Consider the following 21,724-nt stretch of genomic DNA (forward strand, 5'->3'; position numbering starts at 1 on the left):
TGTGGATAAGTTTGGCTTTCAAATGCCATAAGAAATCACAACCTTTGTGTCTCTGAGAATCCAATAATTTGCATTCAAAAGAATAATTCATAATACAGTAAAAGTCAGAAGAATATGTCAGAAATTGAACCAATTTTACAAGAAAATAAAAATCGATTTGTTATTTTTCCTATCAAACACCATGATATATGGGAATGGTACAAGAAAATGGAAGCAAGCTTTTGGACTGCAGAAGAAATTGATTTGCACCAAGATTTGTCAGATTGGAACAATAAACTAAATGAAGAAGAACGTTACTTTATAAAACATATTCTAGCTTTTTTTGCTGCTTCAGACGGAATCGTAAATGAAAATTTAGCAGAAAACTTCGTGAATGAAGTACAATATGCTGAAGCAAAATTTTTCTACGGTTTTCAGATCATGATGGAGAATATTCATAGTGAAACCTATTCACTATTAATAGACACCTATGTAAAAGATGAAAATGAAAAAAACCAATTGTTCACCGCAATTGATGTTTTTCCAGCAATTAAGAAAAAAGCAGACTGGGCATTACAATGGATCGAATCCGATTCTTTTGCAGAACGTCTAATTGCCTTTGCAGCAGTAGAAGGAATCTTCTTCTCAGGGGCATTCTGTTCAATTTATTGGTTGAAAAAAAGAGGACTAATGCCAGGGTTAACTTTTTCAAATGAATTAATCTCCCGTGATGAAGGAGTACACTGTGATTTTGCAGTACACCTACACAATCATCACCTAGTGAATAAAGTTCCAAAGGATCGTATTAGAAAAATTATTACTGATGCATTAAATATTGAACGCGAATTTGTGACGGAATCGTTACCCGTAAGTTTAATTGGTATGAATGCAGTCTTGATGACACAATATCTAGAATTTGTAACAGATAGACTATTAGTAGAATTAGGTTGTGAGAGAGAATACAATTCAACAAATCCATTTGATTTTATGGATATGATTTCGCTTCAAGGAAAAACAAATTTCTTTGAAAAAAGAGTGTCTGAGTATCAAAAATCAGGCGTATTAAATCCCGATGTTGATTCTCAGAAAATTAGCTTTGATGCTGATTTTTAATGGAACACAAGTAGATGTGTAGTCTGATAAAGACTTTAAAAATGCTTGATAAAATAACTTTTTCATCGTAACGATGTTGAACTTTTAAAATTTGTAACCTTATGTTTGTAGTAAAAAGAGATGGCCATAGAGAGCCAGTAATGTTTGATAAGATTACGGATAGAGTAAAAAAATTATGCTACGGTTTAAACGATCTTGTTGATCCAGTAAAAGTAGCAATGCGTGTAATCGAAGGATTATATGATGGTGTAACAACTTCTGAATTAGATAATCTAGCTGCCGAAACAGCAGCGTCAATGACTATTTCTCATCCAGATTATGCACAATTGGCAGCGCGTATCGCAGTTTCAAACTTGCATAAAAACACCAAAAAGTCTTTCTCTGAGACTATGACGGACATGTTTAATTACGTGAACCCAAGAACAGGGCAAGAAGCACCTTTACTTTCTGAAGAAGTACATCAGGTGATTATGGATAATAGTACATTCTTAGACTCTACAATTATCTATAACAGAGATTTTAATTACGACTACTTCGGATTTAAAACATTAGAGCGCTCTTATTTATTGAGAATAAATGGAAAAATAGCAGAACGTCCACAACATATGTTAATGCGTGTTGCCATCGGAATCCATTTAAATGATTTAGAAGCAGCAGTTGAAACGTATGAATTGATGTCAAAGAAATTCTTTACGCATGCAACACCTACTCTTTTCAATTCAGGAACACCAAAACCTCAAATGTCATCATGCTTCCTATTGGCAATGCAAGATGATAGTATTGATGGAATTTACGATACATTAAAGCAAACCGCAAAAATTTCCCAGTCAGCAGGAGGAATTGGATTATCAATTCATAATGTTAGAGCGACAGGATCATACATTAGAGGAACAAATGGTACATCAAATGGAATTGTACCAATGTTACGTGTATTCAATGACACAGCCCGTTATGTAGATCAAGGTGGTGGAAAAAGAAAAGGAAGCTTTGCAATTTATATAGAAACATGGCATGCTGATATCTTTGATTTCTTGGATTTGAGAAAAAACCACGGAAAAGAAGAAATGAGAGCCAGAGATTTGTTCTTAGGAATGTGGGTTTCAGATCTATTCATGAAACGTGTACAAGAAGATTCAACATGGACATTAATGTGTCCTAACGAATGTCCGGGATTATACGATGTATATGGAGAAGAATTTGAAGCAATGTACCTAGCATATGAAGCAGCTGGAAAAGGAAGAAAAACCATTAAAGCACGCGACGTTTGGGAAAAAATTCTTGAATCACAAGTAGAGACAGGAACACCCTATATGCTGTATAAAGATGCTGCAAATAGAAAATCAAACCAAAAGAATTTAGGAACAATCCGATCTTCAAACTTATGTACTGAGATTCTGGAATATACTTCTGCAGACGAAATTGCAGTGTGTAATTTAGCCTCAATATCTTTACCAATGTTTGTGGAGAATGGTGCATTCAATCACGAAAACCTTTACGATGTAACCAAACGTGTTACCCGTAATTTGAATAAAGTAATAGATAGAAATTACTATCCAGTAAAAGAAGCAGAAAACTCTAATATGCGTCACCGTCCAGTAGGATTAGGGGTGCAAGGATTAGCAGATGCCTTTATTCTATTGCGTTTACCATTCACCAGTGACGAAGCAAAAAAACTGAATCAAGAAATTTTCGAAACATTATACTTCGCGGCAGTAACTGCATCGATGGAAATGGCTAAAGAAGAAGGACCATATTCAACTTTTGCAGGATCACCAATTTCACAAGGAGAATTCCAGTTTAATCTTTGGGGATTAAACGATGGCGATTTAAGCGGACGTTGGGACTGGACTTCATTGAGAAAAGAAGTAATGGAGCACGGGGTACGCAACTCATTGTTAGTAGCACCTATGCCAACCGCTTCCACTTCTCAAATTCTAGGAAACAATGAAGCTTTTGAACCGTACACTTCAAATATTTATACAAGAAGAGTATTATCTGGAGAGTTCATTGTAGTAAATAAACATTTACTAGAAGACCTTGTAGAAAGAGGATTATGGAATGAAGAATTGAAACAAGAGATCATGAGAGCAAATGGATCAATTCAACACATCACAAATATTCCATTAGACATTAAAGAACTGTATAAAACAGTTTGGGAGATGAGTATGAAAGATATTATTGATATGTCCCGTCAAAGAGGATATTTCATTGATCAATCTCAATCATTGAATCTATTCATGGAAAATGCAAACTTTGCGAAACTTACTTCAATGCATTTTTATGCATGGCAGTCAGGATTAAAAACGGGGATGTACTATTTAAGAACGAAGAGCGCAGTAGATGCAATCAAGTTCACTTTAAATAATGACAAGAAAGTAGAAGACGCGCCAATTGCTGTAGAAGATTTCAAAGCAATGTTACTGAAAGCACAAGCAGCAGAACCAGATGATTGCGAAATGTGTGGATCATAACATAAAGAATATATATTATAAAAAAAGGGAAGCGATATACTTCCCTTTTTTTATAGCTTTGAACTAAATAATTTAATTGAATAAAGAAGCTCATGAGTGCCTTATATTTTACCGACCGAAATCCTGTACATATAGCCGATGTGATATATGATGAACAAGTAGGACATGAAATTAATCAATTCCTAAAAGAATATCAGTTTCGTGAAATTCTGGCGCAATATGATTTACCAGTTGGAAATAAAATGCTCTTGTATGGCAAAACCGGATGCGGTAAAACCATGACTGCAAAAGCAATTGCAAAAGAACTAGATAAGAAAATAATCATTGTGAATCTTGCGAGCATCGTCTCCTCAAAACTAGGAGAAACAGCAAAAAATATAGAAGGATTATTTAAGGAAGTAAACTATGAAAGCTCAGTACTCTTTTTTGATGAATTTGATTCCTTAGGACAAATCAGAGATTACGATAACAAAGACAGTGGGGAGATGAAACGTGTGGTCAATACCATGCTTCAGTTGATAGACAGTTTTCCTAAAAAATCAATTCTAATTGCCGCAACAAATCAAATTAATATGATTGATGAAGCATTGATTAGACGATTTGAATTACGCTTAGAATTTAAGGCACCTACAAAAGAAATCCTAGATGTCTATTACGAGAAGCTTTTGAAGAAATATCCTGCTGAATACCGGAATATAAATAGACTGTATGATATTTCTTTTGCGGAAGCACAAGTCAATGTTTTCAAAGAAGTGAAACATAAGATTATCCAAGCGGAAATAGAGAAACAGAACAAGAATAAATAGTACAAATAAGAACGAATCCATTAAATAAAATGGATGTATATTTATCAAAATAAAAAAGAAATGTCAATAGAGGATAGTGTAAAATCTACAGAGGCAAACAAAGGAACACGAGCCATAAATATGGTTATTGACTATACTGTGCTAATGCTGTTATTATTTGTTTTACTCTTTGGAATAGTTTTTATAATTGCAATAATTAATCCAGACTACGCCACTGCAATATTAGGATTTGTAGAGAATACGGGCGATATGGCAGATTATATATTCGGAATTCCTGTAGCATTTTTATATTACATGATTTTTGAAACATTAACATCACGTTCCATTGGTAAATACATCACAGGAACAAAAGTGGTGATGGAAGATGGAAGTAAACCGACAAAGACCGCTGTTTTTTATAGAACAGTGTCAAGATGCATTCCATTTGAAACACTTACTTTTTTGCTTTCAGCAAGAGGATGGCATGATTCAATTTCTAAAACCTATGTTGTGAATGCAAAAGAATTTGAATCCAAGAGAAAATTCAATGAAGAATTTCATGAAATAGGAATTGAAAAACAAAATTAATACAATCTAAGATACTAAAAAGATGATGCACTGGGAGCAATTACTATCCTTAAAACGTCAAGGAGATACCAATAAAAGATTACGAAAAGAACAAGACGATACCCGTTTGGGATTTGAAGTAGATTACGACCGTATTATCTTCTCGGCAGCATTTCGTAGCTTACAAGATAAGACACAAGTAATTCCTCTTTCTAAGACAGATTTCGTACACACTAGGTTAACACATAGCTTAGAAGTTTCGGTTGTAGGTCGTTCATTAGGAAGATTAGTTGGGAAAAAAATCATAGAGAAATATCCCTATCTTCAAGAAGTACATGGATACCATATGAATGATTTTGGAGCTATTGTAGCGGCAGCTTCGTTAGCCCATGATATAGGAAACCCACCCTTTGGTCATTCGGGAGAAAAAGCAATAGGCGAGTTTTTTAAAAATGGAAAAGGACGTCATTACAAAGATCAATTGTCAGAAAAAGAATGGCAAGATTTAATTGATTTTGAAGGAAACGCAAACGGATTTAGCGTGCTTACCGCTTCCCGTCCAGGAATAGAAGGAGGATTGCGAATTTCATATGCTACTTTAGGTGCATTCATGAAATACCCAAAAGAATCCTTACCTAAAAAACCAACCAATAATATATCAGACAAAAAATATGGTTTCTTTCAAACCGATAAAAAATTCTTTGATGAAATAGCAAAAGAAATGGGATTGATCCCAAATAAATCAGGAGAAGACATTGGATTCCAAAGACACCCTTTGGCTTTTTTGGTTGAAGCAGCCGATGATATCTGTTATACAATTATTGACTTTGAAGATGGAATTAATTTAGGATTAGTCCAAGAAGAATTTGCTTTAGAATACCTGATTAATTTAGTGAAAGACTCTATCGATGTCAAGAAATACAAAACATTAACAACCAAAGAAGACCGAATAAGCTACTTAAGAGCAGTGGCGATTGGAAGTCTGATTAGTGATGCTGTTAAAGTATTTGTAGAAAATGAAAAAGCAATTCTAGAAGGAACTTTCCATCATTCCATTACTTCGAAGAGTAAATACATGGCACAGATGAATGATATTATCAACCTGAGTGTTCGAAACATTTATCAAAGTCAGGAAGTAATAGAAAAAGAGATAACAGGATATAGAGTTATAGCAACCCTGTTGGAAAAATTCAGTATGGCTTTCAATAATGATTTTGAAGGTAAAGCAACAAATTACGATCAGTTATTGATGAAGCTATTGCCAGAGAAATATCATATACCCAAAGAAACATTATACGAACGATTACTTCATATTTGTCATTTTGTATCCATGCTCACAGATGGACAGGCATTATTGTATTACAAAACTATAATAGGAAACAAGAGCTAAAATTTAGTGTAACATGACAACAGAAAATGTGTTTTTTGATTGTGAAGAAGCAATCCATACTACAGATATTGATTATTTGGAAAAAGAGATAGGATATGAATTACCAGCATCCTTTCGAGTACATTATTTAAAATACAATGGAGGGATTCCAGAACGAACATATTGTTATAACGAGACAATGTTTGAACCAATGGAAATTGCAGCTTTTAAAGCAATGGCAAAAGAAAATGACTCTAGTGTACCCTCTATACTTTCAACCTATAAATTGATGTTGGAGAAACAAGTTATCCCAATACACTTATTACCATTTGCGAATGATTGGGGAGGGAATTTTTTCTGTTTGAATCTTATTACTGGAGCAATTAGTTTCTTCGCTACCGATAGTTTTTATGAAGAATTAAGCCCAGCAGAAAATCAAGCCAAAGCAGAAGTACAGGTTGGAACCAATTTCGGTAGTTTTATTATCGAACTAATCGATGAAAATGAATTTGAAGAAGAATAAAAGAATATAAAATAGTATCATCCTAGCAGATTATTAAAATCTAGAAAGCCTGTACCACCCATAGTACAGGCTTTTTTATATTTCGGGTAATCGAAAATAATTTTAATGAACTGAACTACATTGAAATGAGAAACTTTTTCGATAGATTTGCGCATCCCCAATTAAAACTTAATACTATTAATTACGCTATGAAAAAAATTACCCTAGGGGTACTTTTTCTATCCTATTTGGTTGGATTTTCACAATCAAAGAACGAAAAAGTAGAAGCATACCTAAATCAAAATTATGCTAAATTAGGTTTAACAAAATCAGACATTTCAGACTGGTTTGTTGAAAGCGAAGGAAGTTCAAAGAGTACAAAAATATCCAACTACTATGTTGTACAACGGTACCAAGGAATAGAAATATTCGGTACGGTATCTAATTTCTCTGTGAAAGAAGGAAAAGTAATTAATCTTGGAAATAGATGGATTGATAAAGTAGCTCAGAAAGTTAATACAACAACTCCTCAGATTACTGTTCTGGATGGTTTAACTAAAGCGTACAATCATTTCAAAATTGTAGCAACAAAAGCCTTCGAAATAGAAGAAACAAAAAACCAATACTCTTTTGTAATCAGCAGTGGTTTATCTTTAAAAGAACCTGTTTTAGCGAAGCTAGTTTTTCAACCTGTTGGAGAAAAATTACGATTAGCATGGGAATATACTATCAATACTCCTAATGGTCAACACATGTGGAATATCAGACTGGATGCTGTAAATGGCAATGTTTTAGCGCAAGACGATTTAGTAATCAGTTGTAATTTTGATCATGAAGGCCATGCTGAACATGCACCATCCTTCTATTTTAATAAAAAAGGTTTTAAAGATACATCTGCATGGGCCGATATACAATCTGGAGCCTACCGAGTATTACATTACAATATTGAAAGTCCAAACCATGGAAACAGAACGTTAATCAGTAATGCACACGATCTAACAGCATCACCTTATGGTTGGCATGATACAAATGGTGCATTAGGCGCAGAACATACTATTACGAGAGGAAATAATGTGTGGGCTTATGAAGACCAAGACGGAGATAATAGCACAATAGGAGAAAGCCCAAATGGAGGAGCTTCATTGATGTTTGATTTTGCATACGGAGGAAATACTGTTGGAGCCGAAACGTATACAGATGCAGCAACAACCAATCTGTTTTATATGAATAACATCATGCACGATATTATGTATCAATATGGGTTTGATGAAGCAAATGCAAATTTTCAACAAAACAACTACAATAGAGGTGGAACAGTAACTAGCTCAGGAGATGCAGTTGCAGCTCAGTCTCAAGACGGAGAAAGACTTAATAATGCCAATTTTGCTACACCATCGGATGGATTTAGCCCAAGAATGCAAATGTATTTATGGAATCAACCACCAGCGATATACCCATTAATTATTAATTCACCTGCAACTATTGCAGGATCCTATGTAGGGAGAGACAATTCGTTTAGCCCTGGAAATGTACCCTTACCAACGGTACCACAAATATTGACTTCAAATATTGTATTGTACAAAGACAATCTAAATGCTGTAGACGATGGATCATTAGCCTGTACACCGCCAGTTAATGCAAGTGAGATTAATGGAAAAATAGCCATACTACGAAGAGGTGACTGTAGTTTTACTGTAAAAGTAAAGTTTGCACAACAAGCCGGAGCAGTTGGGGTAATTGTCGTAAATAATCAAGACGGAGCATTTGGAATGTCTGGAGCAGATGCAAGTATAACAATTCCGGCAATGAGTGTAACCCAAGAAATTGGAGAAGCATTAATTGCACAAATTAAACTACAAACGGTAAATGGATCTTTTCAGGTTCCAGTAGTTGATTTTGTAAACGCCGATGGAGATTTTGATAATGGAATTATTGCTCATGAATACGGGCATGGTATTTCTACAAGACTTACAGGAGGAGGAATCAATGTATCATGTTTGAGAAATGCAGAGCAAATGGGAGAAGGATGGTCTGATTTTTTTGCTTTAATGCTACAAATGAAAACAGGTGATACCCGTGCAGATGCAAAAGGTATTGGAACATTTGTTCGAAGCGAAGCAATTAGCGGAAGAGGAATACGACAATATCGTTACTCGCCCGATATGGCTATCAATCCATTGACATTTGCAGCAACAAACAATTATACCTATTTTGATGAAGATGGTATAAAACGTGTGGATGTACATGCCGTTGGAACAGTTTGGGCATCCGTATTATGGGATTTAACATGGGATTATATTGATAAATATGGATTCGATGCAAGTATCTATTCCGGTACAGGAGGAAATAATAAAATATTACAGCTGGTTATTGATGGGTTAAAACTACAACCTTGCAGCCCATCATTTATAGATGGTAGAAATGCGTTAATAGCAGCAGATCAAGCAACCACTGGAGGAGAGAATTATTGTATGATATGGGCAGCATTTGCTCGTAGAGGCCTTGGAGTTAATGCTTCATCTGGCTCGGCAAATAACATTGAAGATCAAGTAGAAGACTTTACACAACCTGCAGCTGGACCTAATTGTACTCTATCCGTTAATTACTTTGAGGAACAAGGAATGATTAAAGTATATCCAAATCCTACCAAAGGATTAATTAATGTTTATATCAACCAATTTGTTGGGAAACTAAACATACAGATTGTAGACTTAAATGGAAGAGTAGTTTATACAGAGAAAGAATCACAATTTAATGGAGAGAAATCAATCAATATAGGGCATTTGCAAACGGGAATGTATATTCTACAAGTAACAGGTGACCAATTGAATTATTCAAAAAAGATTATCTTGAACTAAATAAAAAATGAAGAAATAAAAAGGGCTGTCTAAATTTAGACAGCCCTTTTTTTATTTTATGTTAGAAGGCATAAAGTAAACCAATGCCCAATGTTTGTTTCAACTGTAATTTTGGACCTACGGTTACTTGTTTACCATCGATCTCTTCTTTTGCTTTAATATCATCATCATAAATCATATGAACACCAATATTTGCTCGTACATATTCGTTGACCACAAAATCCAATTGTGCCTGCCAGTCCACATCAATATTTCCAAAACGATTTATATAATCAGAATAAAGGCTCAATCGGTTTTCAAAATTAATATTCTTATAAACTTCCGTTTTCCAATGATTGGTTAATAATATACCAACTTCCGTACGGGAACGTTTACCCGGTCGAATCATGTTTCCATCAGCATCATAGATGGCTTTGTTAACCCCAAAAGCTCCCTGATCCGCCAAACGTTCATCAAAAACTAATGTTGTTTTTTGGGTTAATGGAGATAGATAGAAGTTAAGCTTGTTTTCTTTATCTATATATTCAGCACCGACTCCTAAAAACACATAAGCAGGAGAAAAAGGCTTAGAGATTGCTATATCTGTATTCGGATAGGAATAACCATTTGTAAATTGCGTATTGAAATTGAATTTCGCACTATGATACCACTTAGAAATTGTATCATTTCGATACCCAAAAGTAGAGTTGATCTGAATCGCATCATCCGTTTTTCTAAGTTCGCGACCCTCTTGTTTATTGATACCATATCGAAATAAAAGCTCATTATACCAAGTTACGTTCTCACGTTCGTATTTTCTTGAAAATTTCCCTTTTAATAATCCAGATACAGAACTGTTACCCCCCACACTCCAGTTTACAAAAGCAATTTCACTCAAGTCCAGACCAATTTGATCCTTTTTTTCCCAATGAGAAATAGTATCGGGAGTACTAGTCTTAATTATAACTTGAGAATAAGAACTTTGTGATATTGTGATGAAAAATAACCCAATAAAAAAAGAAAAAAACTTCATAATAAAATAATAATTTAATGTAATATGGTGAAAGCTAACTTTCTAAGTTAGAAAAAATAGCAACTAAATTTTTAACGTCAATTTTACAATAATGTTGTAATTCATCAATTGAACCATGCTCGATAAACTCATCGGGTATGCCAAGCGATATAATCTTATTTGTGAACTCATGCGCTGCACTGAATTCCATAATTGCACTACCAAATCCACCTCGAACCGTACCATCTTCTAGGGTTATAATCGTTTCAAAGCGATTGAAAACTTCTGTTAACATCTTTTGATCTAAAGGTTTAACAAACGGAAAATCGTAATGCGCAAAGTTTTCACTTTTTTTTGTTTCTGACAATGCTTTAATTACATTATTTCCAATACTTCCAGTAGATAAGATGGCAACTTTGTGACCTTCCTTAAGTCGGTTTGCTTTTCCCATTTCAATTTTTTGAAAAGGTAATTGCCAATTGGTAGTTGTACCACGCCCACGAGGATATCGTATCGCAATAGGATGATCAATACCAAGCTGAACGGTATAAAGCATATTGCGCAATTCAATTTCATTAAGTGGAGCATAAACAATCATATTCGGAATACAACGCAAATAAGCCAAATCAAACACACCATGATGTGTAGCGCCATCTTCACCGACTAAACCGGCACGATCTAGACAAAAGATTACAGGAAGATTTTGTAAAGCAACATCGTGAATAATTTGATCATAGGCACGCTGCAAAAATGTAGAATAAATATTGCAGTAAACAATCATTCCCTGAGTGGCCATACCCGCAGCCAATGTAACGGCATGCTGTTCGGCAATACCAACATCAAAGGCCCTTTGTGGGAAAGCGTCCATCATAAATTTTAAAGAACTACCAGAAGGCATTGCCGGTGTAATCCCAATTATTTTAGGATTTTGCTCCGCAAGTTCAACAATAGTTAATCCAAATACATCCTGATATTTTGGAGGCAGGTGACCTTCCGATTTTGGAAGTATTTCACCTGTAATTTTATCAAACTTTCCTGGAGCATGATATTTCACCTGATCCTCTTCAGCTTGTTGTAGACCTTTTCCTTTGGTTGTAATCAGATGAAGGAATTTAGGCCCTTTAATTTTTTTCAGACGTTGAAGTTCTTTAATCACCAATGGGAGATCATGACCATCAATAGGACCAGAATAATCAAAGTTCAACGATTTAATCATATTGTTCTCTCGTGGATTTTTCCCTTCTTTAACAGCGGTTAAATAGTTTTTTAAAGCACCAACGCTCGGGTCAATCCCAATTGCATTATCATTGAGAATAACTAATAAGTTGGCATCCGTAACCCCCGCATGATTTAAACCCTCAAACGCCATACCTGAAGCAATAGAAGCATCGCCAATTACAGCAATATGTTGTTTGTCTAAATCCCCTTTTAACAGTGAAGCTATTGCCATCCCTAAGGCCGCAGAAATTGAAGTAGAGGAGTGACCAACACCAAAAGTATCATAAATACTCTCACTGCGTTTTGGGAAACCGCTAATTCCATTCAGTTGTCGATTTGTATCGAATGAATTTTTTCGCTCCGTTAATATCTTATGACCGTAAGCCTGATGTCCAACATCCCAAACCAATAAATCATCGGGTGTATTGAATACATAATGTAAAGCGATGGTTAGTTCGACAACGCCAAGACTAGCGCCAAGATGACCTTCTTTTGCAGAAACAACATCAATAATAAACTCACGGAGTTCACGAGCCAATTGAGGTAATTGCGTTTCATTTAATAATCTTAAATCCGAAGGATTTTGAATATGTGAAAGTAAGGAATGCGACATTATTTTTGGAATATCGACAAATTTACAATTTTGTTTTTACTAAATAGAGATAAATAAAAATAGGATTAGCATTGTGAATGAATGTATTGGTCTTTTTAACAAACGAGAAAAGAAGAAATTAGAATTAATAAAAAAATAAATATTGAAATTGTATTTTTGTGAAGATGATAAACATTTTTGACGATACCTATTTCATGAAAAAAGCCTTGCAGGAAGCGCAAGCCGCTTTTGATCGTGGTGAAGTTCCAGTAGGAGCAGTAATTGTTGTGGCTAATAAAATAATAGCTAAAACACATAATTTAACCGAAACATTGAATGATGTGACAGCACACGCCGAAATGCAGGGAATTACTGCGGCAGCCAATTATTTGGGAGGGAAATACCTGAAGGATTGTACACTCTATGTGACCATAGAACCTTGCCAAATGTGTGCAGGAGCTCTGTATTGGAGTCAAATTTCCAAAATCGTATATGGGGCACGAGATGAACAACGTGGATTTATTACGATGGGAACTAAAATTCATCCCAAAACAAAAGTAGTTGGAGGTGTTTTAGAAGAAGAAGCAGGAACGCTAATGAAACAGTTCTTCGCAAATAGAAGGAAATAAAAATAACAAATTTTTCCTTATTAAATAATCAGTCTAAATTTTTTAAAGAAGAAATATTTGAATTATATTTAGTCATCATAAAAAGTAGTGCGCAGTAGTTTATTTCGTTATGAATTAAACCCTATTCTTTTGTTTTTAAGACCTATAGTTGTATAGGTGTTATAGATAGTAAAGTATTTTAGCACAGCCAAACTGATGAATTTAATTTAATTCCTTCCCTATGAAAAGTAGAAAATTAGCACTATTATTAATTACACTATTAATTATCCAATCGTGTAATAAAAGAAAATCAGCACAAGAATTCAATTCTGATTTTTCATTGTACAAAGAATATATTGCTAATTTTACTTCAGGACTACTTTCTTCAGAGTCAGACATTAGAGTGGTATTGGCATATGAAAAAGGAGATTGGAAACCCAATCAGGAACTAGATAAAAGTCTATTTACAATCGATCCCTCAATTGATGGAAAAGTAGTGGCTTTATCAAATAATACAATAGCTTTTCAGCCTAAAAAACCTTTAAAACAAGACACGGAATACCATGTCACACTTCATTTAGGGAAACTGATTAAAACGAAATCAGAATTATCAAAATTTAATTTTACCGTTAAGACCTTAAAGCAGGATTTTCTTGTGGAAACACAAGATTTACAATCGTACAATAAACAATGGCAATATTTAAATACAACACTGAAAACTAATGATAATATGGATCTTGCTACGGCAAAGAAATTATTAACAGTAGAACAGAATGGCAAAAAATTAAACTTGAAATTTGATCAGAATCTAAATTCAAAAACGGAATTTAAATTTGTCATTGACAGTATACAACGTCTAACATCCGATAGTACACTTAAAATTTCATGGGATGGTAAACCATTTGATATTGATGAAAAAGGATCAATGGACTTTGAGATACCAGGGCAAAATAATTTTAAGATTATTAAAGTAGATGTAATCGATAATGGAGAACAAGTAGTATGGATTAACTTTTCTGATCCGTTAAAAAAAGAACAAGATTTAAAAGGATTGGTTGCAGTAGAAACAGCTACAAACTTAAGATACATAACAGACGGAAATGTATTAAAAGTATTTTTTGAAAAACCATTAGCAGGGGAATTATTAGTTGAAATTTTTCAGGGAATTGAAAATATAGATGGTGGCAAGTTAAAAGAAACATATGCCGAGAAAAAACTATTTGAGCAAATTAAGCCAAGCATACGATTTGTGAAAAATGGGACAATACTACCAAGCTCGAGTAACTTAAAAGTCAATTTTGAAGCAGCAAACCTAAAAGCGGTGGATGTGAAAATCTATAAAATTTTCCAAAACAATATTCTACAATTTTTACAAGATAACAGCATCAATGGTAATTATAATTTAAGACGAGTAGCACTTCCAGTGGCTAAAAAAACACTTCAGTTAACGGAAAATAGAATGTCCGATTATTCGAAATGGAATGCCTATGCCCTAGATATCGCAAGTTTGATAAAACCAGAGCCAGGAGCAATTTATCGAATTGAATTTTCTTTTAAAAAATCATATTCTTTATTTAAATGTGATACTACAGATACTACTGAAGAAACCAATAATGTAGAGGAAGAAACGGATGAAGTGGTAGACGATGAGAATTATGACGATGACTATTATGGAGAAGACGAGTACAGATACTATAGTGATTATGATTGGAGACAAGAAGATAATCCATGCAATAATTCATACTATTATAATAAAAAAATTGCGACAAATATTCTAGCGACCGATTTAGGTGTAATTGCTAAAAAAGGAGAAAATAATTCGTATTTCTTTGCGGTAAACGATATTGTTACAACGGAGCCTGTGGCAGATGCCAATATTGATATTTATAATTACCAACAACAAAAATTAGCTTCCTTTACGACCAATAAAGATGGAATAGCCACTTTTGATTTAGATAAAAAAGCATTTTTTGCTGTGGTAACAAAAGGGGTAAACAGCACTTATATCAAACTAGACGAAGGCTTGTCACAATCATTAAGTAATTTTGATGTGGCAGGAAATGAATTGCAAAAAGGATTGAAAGGCTATATGTATGGGGAACGCGGTGTTTGGCGTCCGGGAGATACACTTTATATCTCGTTTATACTAAACGATATTGCAAGTAAGTTACCAACATCACACCCCATAAAATTTAGATTGTCTGATCCAAGAGGTAAAGTTGTATATCAAACTGTACAGAATTATACCCCACAGAATCACTATAAATTTGCTTTTGCAACCAATCAAGATGCTCCAACAGGAAATTGGGAAGCTGTTGTAAGTGTAGGAGGAGCACAGTTTTATAAAAACATAAAAATAGAAACGATTAAACCCAATCGTTTAAAAATCAAGAATAACTTAAGCACAACTGTGCTTTCCGCTTCCAAACCAAATACCGGTAATATAGAAGTAACATGGTTGCATGGCGCAATTGCGAAAGATCTAAAAATTGAAGTTCAAGCAAAATTTTCACAACAAGTCACCACTTTTAAAGGATTTGATAAATATGTTTTTGATGATCCATCTAGAAAATTTAATACAGAGGAAATCAATATTTTTTCTGGAAAAGTTGATGATCATGGTAAAGCAACCATCACAGTACAACCGAAATTAACCGGACAAGCGCCAGGAATGCTAAAAGCCTCTTTCATTACGAAAGTATATGAAAATGGTGGAGATTTTAGTACAGATGTAATTGGGACTAGCTATTCTCCATACCAAACGTATGTTGGAATAAAATCACAAGAACCTAACAAATACGGAATGCTGGAAACAGGAAAAATCAACCGATTTGATATTGTTACAGTAGATGAAAATGGAAGACCAAAATCAGTTAAAAATCTAGAAGTTAAAGTATACAAAGTAGACTGGAGATGGTGGTGGGATGCAACAAACGATAATTTGTCAAATTACAATGCATCTTCAACCAATGTAGCCGTACATACGTATAAAGTAGATACGGACCAAAATGGGAAAGCCAACGTTCAGTTTAAGGTTGAAGACGACTTATGGGGACGTTATTTAATACGAGTAGCCGATTTAACTGGTGGACATGCAGCGGGACAAACAGTATTAATCGATTGGCCAATATGGTCTGGAAAAACAAAAAACACAGATGCTGCTACAGCCAATATGTTAGTGTTTTCTACCGATAAGAAAAAATATGATGTAGGAGAAAAAGCTACAATTTCATTCCCATCAAGTGTAGGAGGGAGAGCATTGGTATCGATTGAAAATGGATCTCAGGTTTTAGAATCACTATGGGTAACCACTAAAAAAGGAGAAACACAAGTCGAAGTGCCTATTACAGCGAAAATGGCACCAAACGTTTATTTTTATATTACTTTATTACAACCACACGCTTCTACATTAAACGATTCGCCAATAAGAATGTACGGTATTCTGCCAATTGAAGTAGAAGATAAAAACACAATATTATCACCAGTTATCACAATGCCCGATGTTTTACGTCCAGAGCAAACAGTGAATATTAATGTAAAAGAAAAAACAGGCAAAGCAATGACATATACCATTGCGATTGTAGATGATGGACTATTAGACTTAACCCGATTTAAAACACCAAATGCATGGAATGAGTTTTATTCTCGTGAAGCATTAGGAGTTCGTACATGGGATATTTATGACGATGTAATTGGAGCGTATGGCGGAAAAGTAAATCAGATTTTTAGTATTGGAGGTGATGAAGATTTAGGCGGAGGACAAGCCAAAAAAGCCAATCGCTTTAAACCGATGGTTGTTTATTTAGGGCCATTTTCTTTGGATAAGAATCAAAATAAAACACATAAGATTAAAATACCAAAATATGTAGGATCAGTAAGAACGATGGTAGTTGCAGGAAATGCTAAAACCAGTGCTTATGGAAATGCAGAAAAAACAACTCCAGTTCGTAATCCATTGATGGTATTAGCTTCATTACCAAGAAAGATATCACCTTCGGAAAAAGTAACCCTGCCGATCACTGTCTTTGCAATGGAAAAACAAGTTAAAAACGTTTCCATCCAATTGAAAACAAGCAAAGGATTGAAAATAGTAGGAAGTGCAATGCAGAATTTGACATTTCCGCAACCAGATGAGCAGATGGCCTACTATGAATTAGAAGTAGGAAATCTTACGGGAATAGCAAAAGTAGAAGTAATTGCAACCTCAGGAAAAGAAAAAGCTTCTTATGAGGTAGAAATAGATGTTATTAATCCAAATCCTGTTACACAATTGTATAAAGATGTGGTGTTAGAACCGAATGCATCACAAACCATAACATGGGAAACCTTTGGAGTATCAGGAAGTAATAAAGCGCGATTAGAAGTATCTTCTTTCCCTTCAATAGATTTCAATAAGAGATTAGACTATTTAATTCAGTATCCACATGGATGTTTAGAACAAGTGACTTCAGGAGTATTCCCACAGTTATATATTGCGGACATTGCCGATATTGATGCGAAACGCAAACAAGATATCCAAAGAAATGTAACGGAAGGAATTAAAAAGTTAAGTGGTTATCAAATCTCATCGGGAGGATTTGCGTACTGGCCAGGAAATCCAATTGCCGATGATTGGGCAACCTCTTATGCTGGACACTTCCTATTAGAGGCAGAGAAAAAAGGATATGTTTTGCCAATTAACTTTAAAAATTCATGGTTGGCACTTCAAAAGAAAGCAGCAAAAGAATGGCGTTTCTTTCCTAAATATGGAAATGACTTAGCACAAGCCTATAGATTGTATACTTTGGCATTGGCAGCAGCGCCAGATTTATCTTCAATGAACCGTTTAAGAGAAACTGCTGGGATATCTAATGAAGCTAAGTTGAGATTAGCTGTAGCGTATGCACTTGCAGGACAGAAGAAAGCAGGAATAGCATTGTTGAATACTAGTAAAATTGATCCAGAGAATTCAAATTATAGCTATTACTACTATGGATCCAGTGAACGCAATAGAGCAATGATTTTAGAAACATTACTTTTATTAGATCAAAAAGCAACTGCATTTACAATGGCAAATAAGGTAGCAAAAGATTTATCAGACAATAGATGGATGAGCACACAGACAACCGCTTATTGTTTATATTCAATGTCCAAATTTGCAAAATTAAACGGAGGACAAGGAATAGATATTCAATACACATCGAATGAGAAAAAACAACTTGTTCAAACATCAAAAGCATTTGCTGATCGAAAATTGGATATAAAACAAGGACAAAATAGTATTACGATAACAAACAATAAAAAGAATACTATTTACGTAAAAGTATTGAACAGTGGTATTCTACCAGTAGGTCAAGAACAAGCTGTACAAAACAATATAAATGCAACGATACAGTTTAAAGATAGAAAGGGTAATACAATTAATGTGAAATCATTAGTACAAGGAACAGAATTTGTTACGGAAGTAACAATCCAGAATACTAGTTTAGAATATGTGGCTAATGTTGCATTAACACAAATACTACCATCAGGATGGGAGATTGTAAATACCCGATTTACGGATTATGGAGATTCCTCCGACAGTAATGCCGATTATATTGATATTCGCGATGATAGAACAAATTTTTACTTTGGACTAAAATCCAATGAAAAGAGAGTATTTAAAATCCTATTAAATGCATCATATCTGGGAAGCTACTATTTACCAGGAGTCCAATGTGAAGCAATGTATGATAACTCCTATATCGCCCGTACAAAAGGAGAATGGGTTAGTGTAATAAAAGAATAATTATTTAAAAAATAAGATATGAAAGCTAGAGACTTAAGAGAAAGTTTAATCGAACAAATTAATAGTGCTGATGATAAACTGCTACAGGAAATTAAAGCAATCATAGAACAGTACCATAAAAATAATGAGGCAGAATTAATCAATGATGATTTGGCGAACAGACGTTTTTATAATGGAGAAGAAGTGGGTGATATTATAAAAAAATGGACAATAGATTAAGAATGGAAATACCTGATAGATTGACGCCCATGCTTGTGGTTGCTATTCGTGATGCGGTAGAACGTCAAACTAAAAAGCTTGATACCGAAAATTTGGAGCACATGGAAGATGCAGAAGAGTATTTAGTACAACTAGATCTCTTCTTTAATTATGTTAGGAAAGAATATAAGCAAATCGAAGAAGAGGTAGGTGTCTCTTTAGAAGATTTGCTTAAATTGCCATAAGTATAACAGACACTATTTCATGAGTATGGTCTATTACTTCGGGTAACAAGACATAAAACAAAAAGCTATTTTTTCAGGGTAAATTTCTATAGAACAATGCATATAAAACGTTGGATTATCAATAATAAAATAAAATTCAGTATTGGATTATTATTGTTAATCACCTATTATTTTTGTTTGCCAAGAACCCTGTTTGAAGAACCCTATTCTACAGTGATAGAAAGTAAACAAGGAGATTTATTAGCTGCAAAAATAGCCTTAGATGGACAGTGGCGCTTTCCGGCTCAGGACAGTGTTCCAGATAAGTTCAAACAATGCATAGTTTATTTTGAAGACCAGTATTTTTACAGACATCCTGGATTTAATCCAGCTGCAATGTATAACGCCTTTCGGCAAAATGCACGCGCAAATAAAGTAGTTCGAGGAGGAAGTACACTAACGCAACAAGTAATTCGATTATCTCGAAAAGGTAAAAACAGAACCTATTTTGAAAAAGTAATAGAAATAATCCTTGCTACGCGATTAGAATTTCGATATTCTAAAAAAAAGATCATAGAACTATATGCCGCACATGCTCCCTATGGAGGGAATGTTGTAGGTTTAGAAATGGCATCATGGCGCTATTTTGGGGTGCAATCCCATCAATTATCATGGGCTGAAACAGCTACTCTAGCCGTTTTACCCAATGCGCCAAGTCTGATTTATCCCGGTAAAAATCAAGAAATTTTAAGAGATAAAAGAGATCGATTACTTGAAAAACTATATAACGAAAAGGTGATTAATCAGATAACATATGAATTATCAATCCAAGAACCGTTACCACAAAAACCTTTTACATTACCACAAATAGCTCCCCATTTATTAGACCGATTATCCAAAAAATATCGCGGAGAAAGAATAAAAACAACCGTTGATATTGTGCTGCAAAACAGAGTAAATCAGATAGCTAAACAATATTACAACCAATACAAGCAAAATGAAGTTCATAATTTAGCAATTCTTGTGATTGATGTAAAAACGCGTAATGTGATCAGTTATGTGGGAAATTCACCGACGGACAAATTGCACCAAAAAGATGTTGATATTATTCCAGCGCCTCGAAGTACTGGCAGCATACTTAAGCCACTTCTATATGCAGGAATGCTAGATGATGGAGAATTATTGCCGAACACCTTGGTTCCTGATATACCAACGCAAATTGCTGGATATACACCACAGAATTATAATTTGACATACGATGGGGCAGTTCCTGCTCATAGAGCATTATCGAGATCGTTGAACATTCCTTCCGTTTTGATGTTGAAAGATTATGGAGTAAACCGATTTTATGAAGAATTACAGAAATTTGGATTAAAGGATATCTCAAAGCAACCCAACCACTATGGATTATCCTTAATTTTAGGAGGAGCAGAATCTAATTTATGGGATTTGTGTCGTACGTATGCAAATCTTACGGGAACATTAAACTATTACAATGCAAATCCAGGGAAATACAGAACAAATGAATTTACAGAATTAAATCTTTTTGCAAAAGAAAAAGTAAATTTTGGAAAAGAAAAATACCAAAAAAATACTTTAGGAGCAGGATCAATCTGGTTAACCTATAAAGCAATGAAGGAAGTAAACCGACCAGAAGGAGATGAAGCTTGGCGTTTTTATGATTCTTCCTTAGAGATTGCATGGAAAACAGGAACGAGTTTTGGAAATAGAGACGCTTGGGCGATAGGAACTACAGCGAACTATGTTGTAGGTGTTTGGGTAGGAAATGCGACGGGAGAAGGAAGACCTACGCTTACAGGAGTTAGTAGCGCAGCACCAATTATGTTTGATATCTTTAATACTTTGCCAAGATCGAATTGGTTTCAGACACCTTTGAATAATTTAGAAGAAGCAGAGGTATGTCGACTAAGCGGATACTTAGCGCAAGCGAATTGTCCTAAAATTACACAATTAGTTCCTGTTAATGGAAAACGAACGTCAATCTGTCCATACCATAAAGAAATACATTTAGACCCTACAGAGAAGTTTAGAGTCAATAGTAATTGTGAGAATATAGAAAATATAATTACAAAATCATGGTTCGTTTTACCGCCAGTGATGGAGTGGTATTATAAAAATCAGCACGTGGAATATAAAACACTTCCACCATTTCGTTCGGACTGTATCGGTAGTCAAACGGTAAGCATGGATTTTATTTATCCTAAAGAAAACAGTAAAATCTATTTAACAAAAGGATTTGATAGCCAGGTTCAATCGGTTGTTTTAAAAGTAGCGAGTAATAATAAAGATGCAAGCTTATTTTGGTATATCAATAGTACTTATTTAGGCACTACACAAACCTTTCATGAAATGCCAATTAATGTAAAAACAGGCGTTTACTATATCACGGTAATGGATGAAATGGGCAATGAGATAAAAAGAAAAATGGAAATAGTACGGGAATAAGTTATTTGCAAACGAG

At 34.5% G+C, this 21,724-nt stretch carries 14 protein-coding genes; 12 read left to right on the forward strand and 2 right to left on the reverse strand.

What is annotated here, in order from left to right:
- The first annotated feature begins 114 nt into the window (after nucleotides 1–114).
- The 7 genes from P6733_RS12940 to P6733_RS12970 all read left to right on the forward strand — a co-directional run bounded on the left by P6733_RS12940 (nucleotide 115) and on the right by P6733_RS12970 (nucleotide 9,644).
- The gene (locus P6733_RS12940; RefSeq protein ID WP_306353324.1) at nucleotides 115–1,092 is read left to right on the forward strand and encodes a ribonucleotide-diphosphate reductase subunit beta; all 978 of its coding nucleotides are present in this window, start codon (nucleotides 115–117) and stop codon (nucleotides 1,090–1,092) included.
- A 101-nt stretch (nucleotides 1,093–1,193) separates the two neighbouring features.
- Nucleotides 1,194–3,563 carry a ribonucleoside-diphosphate reductase subunit alpha gene (locus tag P6733_RS12945; protein WP_306353325.1) on the forward strand — a complete coding sequence of 790 codons (2,370 nt, stop codon included), beginning with the start codon at nucleotides 1,194–1,196 and terminating at the stop codon, nucleotides 3,561–3,563.
- A 92-nt stretch (nucleotides 3,564–3,655) separates the two neighbouring features.
- A complete protein-coding gene (locus tag P6733_RS12950; protein ID WP_306353326.1) occupies nucleotides 3,656–4,369 on the forward strand; it encodes an AAA family ATPase in 714 nt (237 codons plus the stop codon).
- A 60-nt stretch (nucleotides 4,370–4,429) separates the two neighbouring features.
- Nucleotides 4,430–4,936, forward strand: a complete 507-nt coding sequence (locus P6733_RS12955) for an RDD family protein (RefSeq protein ID WP_306353327.1) — start codon at nucleotides 4,430–4,432, stop codon at nucleotides 4,934–4,936.
- Nucleotides 4,937–4,961: 25 nt separating this feature from the next.
- A complete protein-coding gene (locus P6733_RS12960) occupies nucleotides 4,962–6,305 on the forward strand; it encodes a deoxyguanosinetriphosphate triphosphohydrolase (RefSeq protein WP_306353468.1) in 1,344 nt (447 codons plus the stop codon).
- Between the two features lie 13 nt (nucleotides 6,306–6,318).
- Nucleotides 6,319–6,807 (forward strand): SMI1/KNR4 family protein, encoded by a 489-nt coding sequence (locus tag P6733_RS12965; RefSeq protein WP_306353328.1) that lies wholly within the window; start codon nucleotides 6,319–6,321, stop codon nucleotides 6,805–6,807.
- 188 nt (nucleotides 6,808–6,995) lie between these two features.
- Nucleotides 6,996–9,644: a T9SS-dependent M36 family metallopeptidase gene (locus P6733_RS12970; RefSeq protein ID WP_306353329.1), complete on the forward strand. Its 2,649-nt coding sequence runs from the start codon at nucleotides 6,996–6,998 to the stop codon at nucleotides 9,642–9,644.
- Nucleotides 9,645–9,705: 61 nt separating this feature from the next.
- On the opposite strand, the gene P6733_RS12975 is transcribed toward P6733_RS12970, so the two are convergent.
- Both P6733_RS12975 and P6733_RS12980 read right to left on the reverse strand, forming a co-directional pair.
- On the reverse strand, nucleotides 9,706–10,656 hold the full coding sequence (locus tag P6733_RS12975; RefSeq protein ID WP_306353330.1) for a DUF3078 domain-containing protein: 951 nt from the start codon (nucleotides 10,654–10,656) through the stop codon (nucleotides 9,706–9,708).
- 34 nt (nucleotides 10,657–10,690) lie between these two features.
- Nucleotides 10,691–12,466 (reverse strand): 1-deoxy-D-xylulose-5-phosphate synthase, encoded by a 1,776-nt coding sequence (locus tag P6733_RS12980; protein WP_306353331.1) that lies wholly within the window; start codon nucleotides 12,464–12,466, stop codon nucleotides 10,691–10,693.
- A gap of 164 nt (nucleotides 12,467–12,630) precedes the next feature.
- Between P6733_RS12980 and P6733_RS12985 the strand changes: the two genes are divergently transcribed.
- The 5 genes from P6733_RS12985 to pbpC all read left to right on the forward strand — a co-directional run bounded on the left by P6733_RS12985 (nucleotide 12,631) and on the right by pbpC (nucleotide 21,708).
- Complete coding sequence (locus P6733_RS12985) at nucleotides 12,631–13,074, forward strand: nucleoside deaminase (RefSeq protein ID WP_306353469.1); 444 nt, start codon at nucleotides 12,631–12,633, stop codon at nucleotides 13,072–13,074.
- 220 nt (nucleotides 13,075–13,294) lie between these two features.
- On the forward strand, nucleotides 13,295–18,820 hold the full coding sequence (locus tag P6733_RS12990; protein ID WP_306353332.1) for an alpha-2-macroglobulin family protein: 5,526 nt from the start codon (nucleotides 13,295–13,297) through the stop codon (nucleotides 18,818–18,820).
- Between the two features lie 18 nt (nucleotides 18,821–18,838).
- Nucleotides 18,839–19,039: a hypothetical protein gene (locus P6733_RS12995; RefSeq protein WP_306353333.1), complete on the forward strand. Its 201-nt coding sequence runs from the start codon at nucleotides 18,839–18,841 to the stop codon at nucleotides 19,037–19,039.
- 2 nt (nucleotides 19,040–19,041) lie between these two features.
- On the forward strand, nucleotides 19,042–19,263 hold the full coding sequence (locus P6733_RS13000; protein ID WP_306353334.1) for a hypothetical protein: 222 nt from the start codon (nucleotides 19,042–19,044) through the stop codon (nucleotides 19,261–19,263).
- Nucleotides 19,264–19,359: 96 nt separating this feature from the next.
- Nucleotides 19,360–21,708 (forward strand): penicillin-binding protein 1C, encoded by a 2,349-nt coding sequence (pbpC, locus tag P6733_RS13005; protein WP_306353335.1) that lies wholly within the window; start codon nucleotides 19,360–19,362, stop codon nucleotides 21,706–21,708.
- The last annotated feature ends 16 nt before the right edge of the window (nucleotides 21,709–21,724 follow it).

The sequence above is a fragment of the Flavobacterium aerium genome (assembly GCF_030766725.1).
GTDB classification, from domain to species: domain Bacteria; phylum Bacteroidota; class Bacteroidia; order Flavobacteriales; family Flavobacteriaceae; genus Flavobacterium; species Flavobacterium aerium.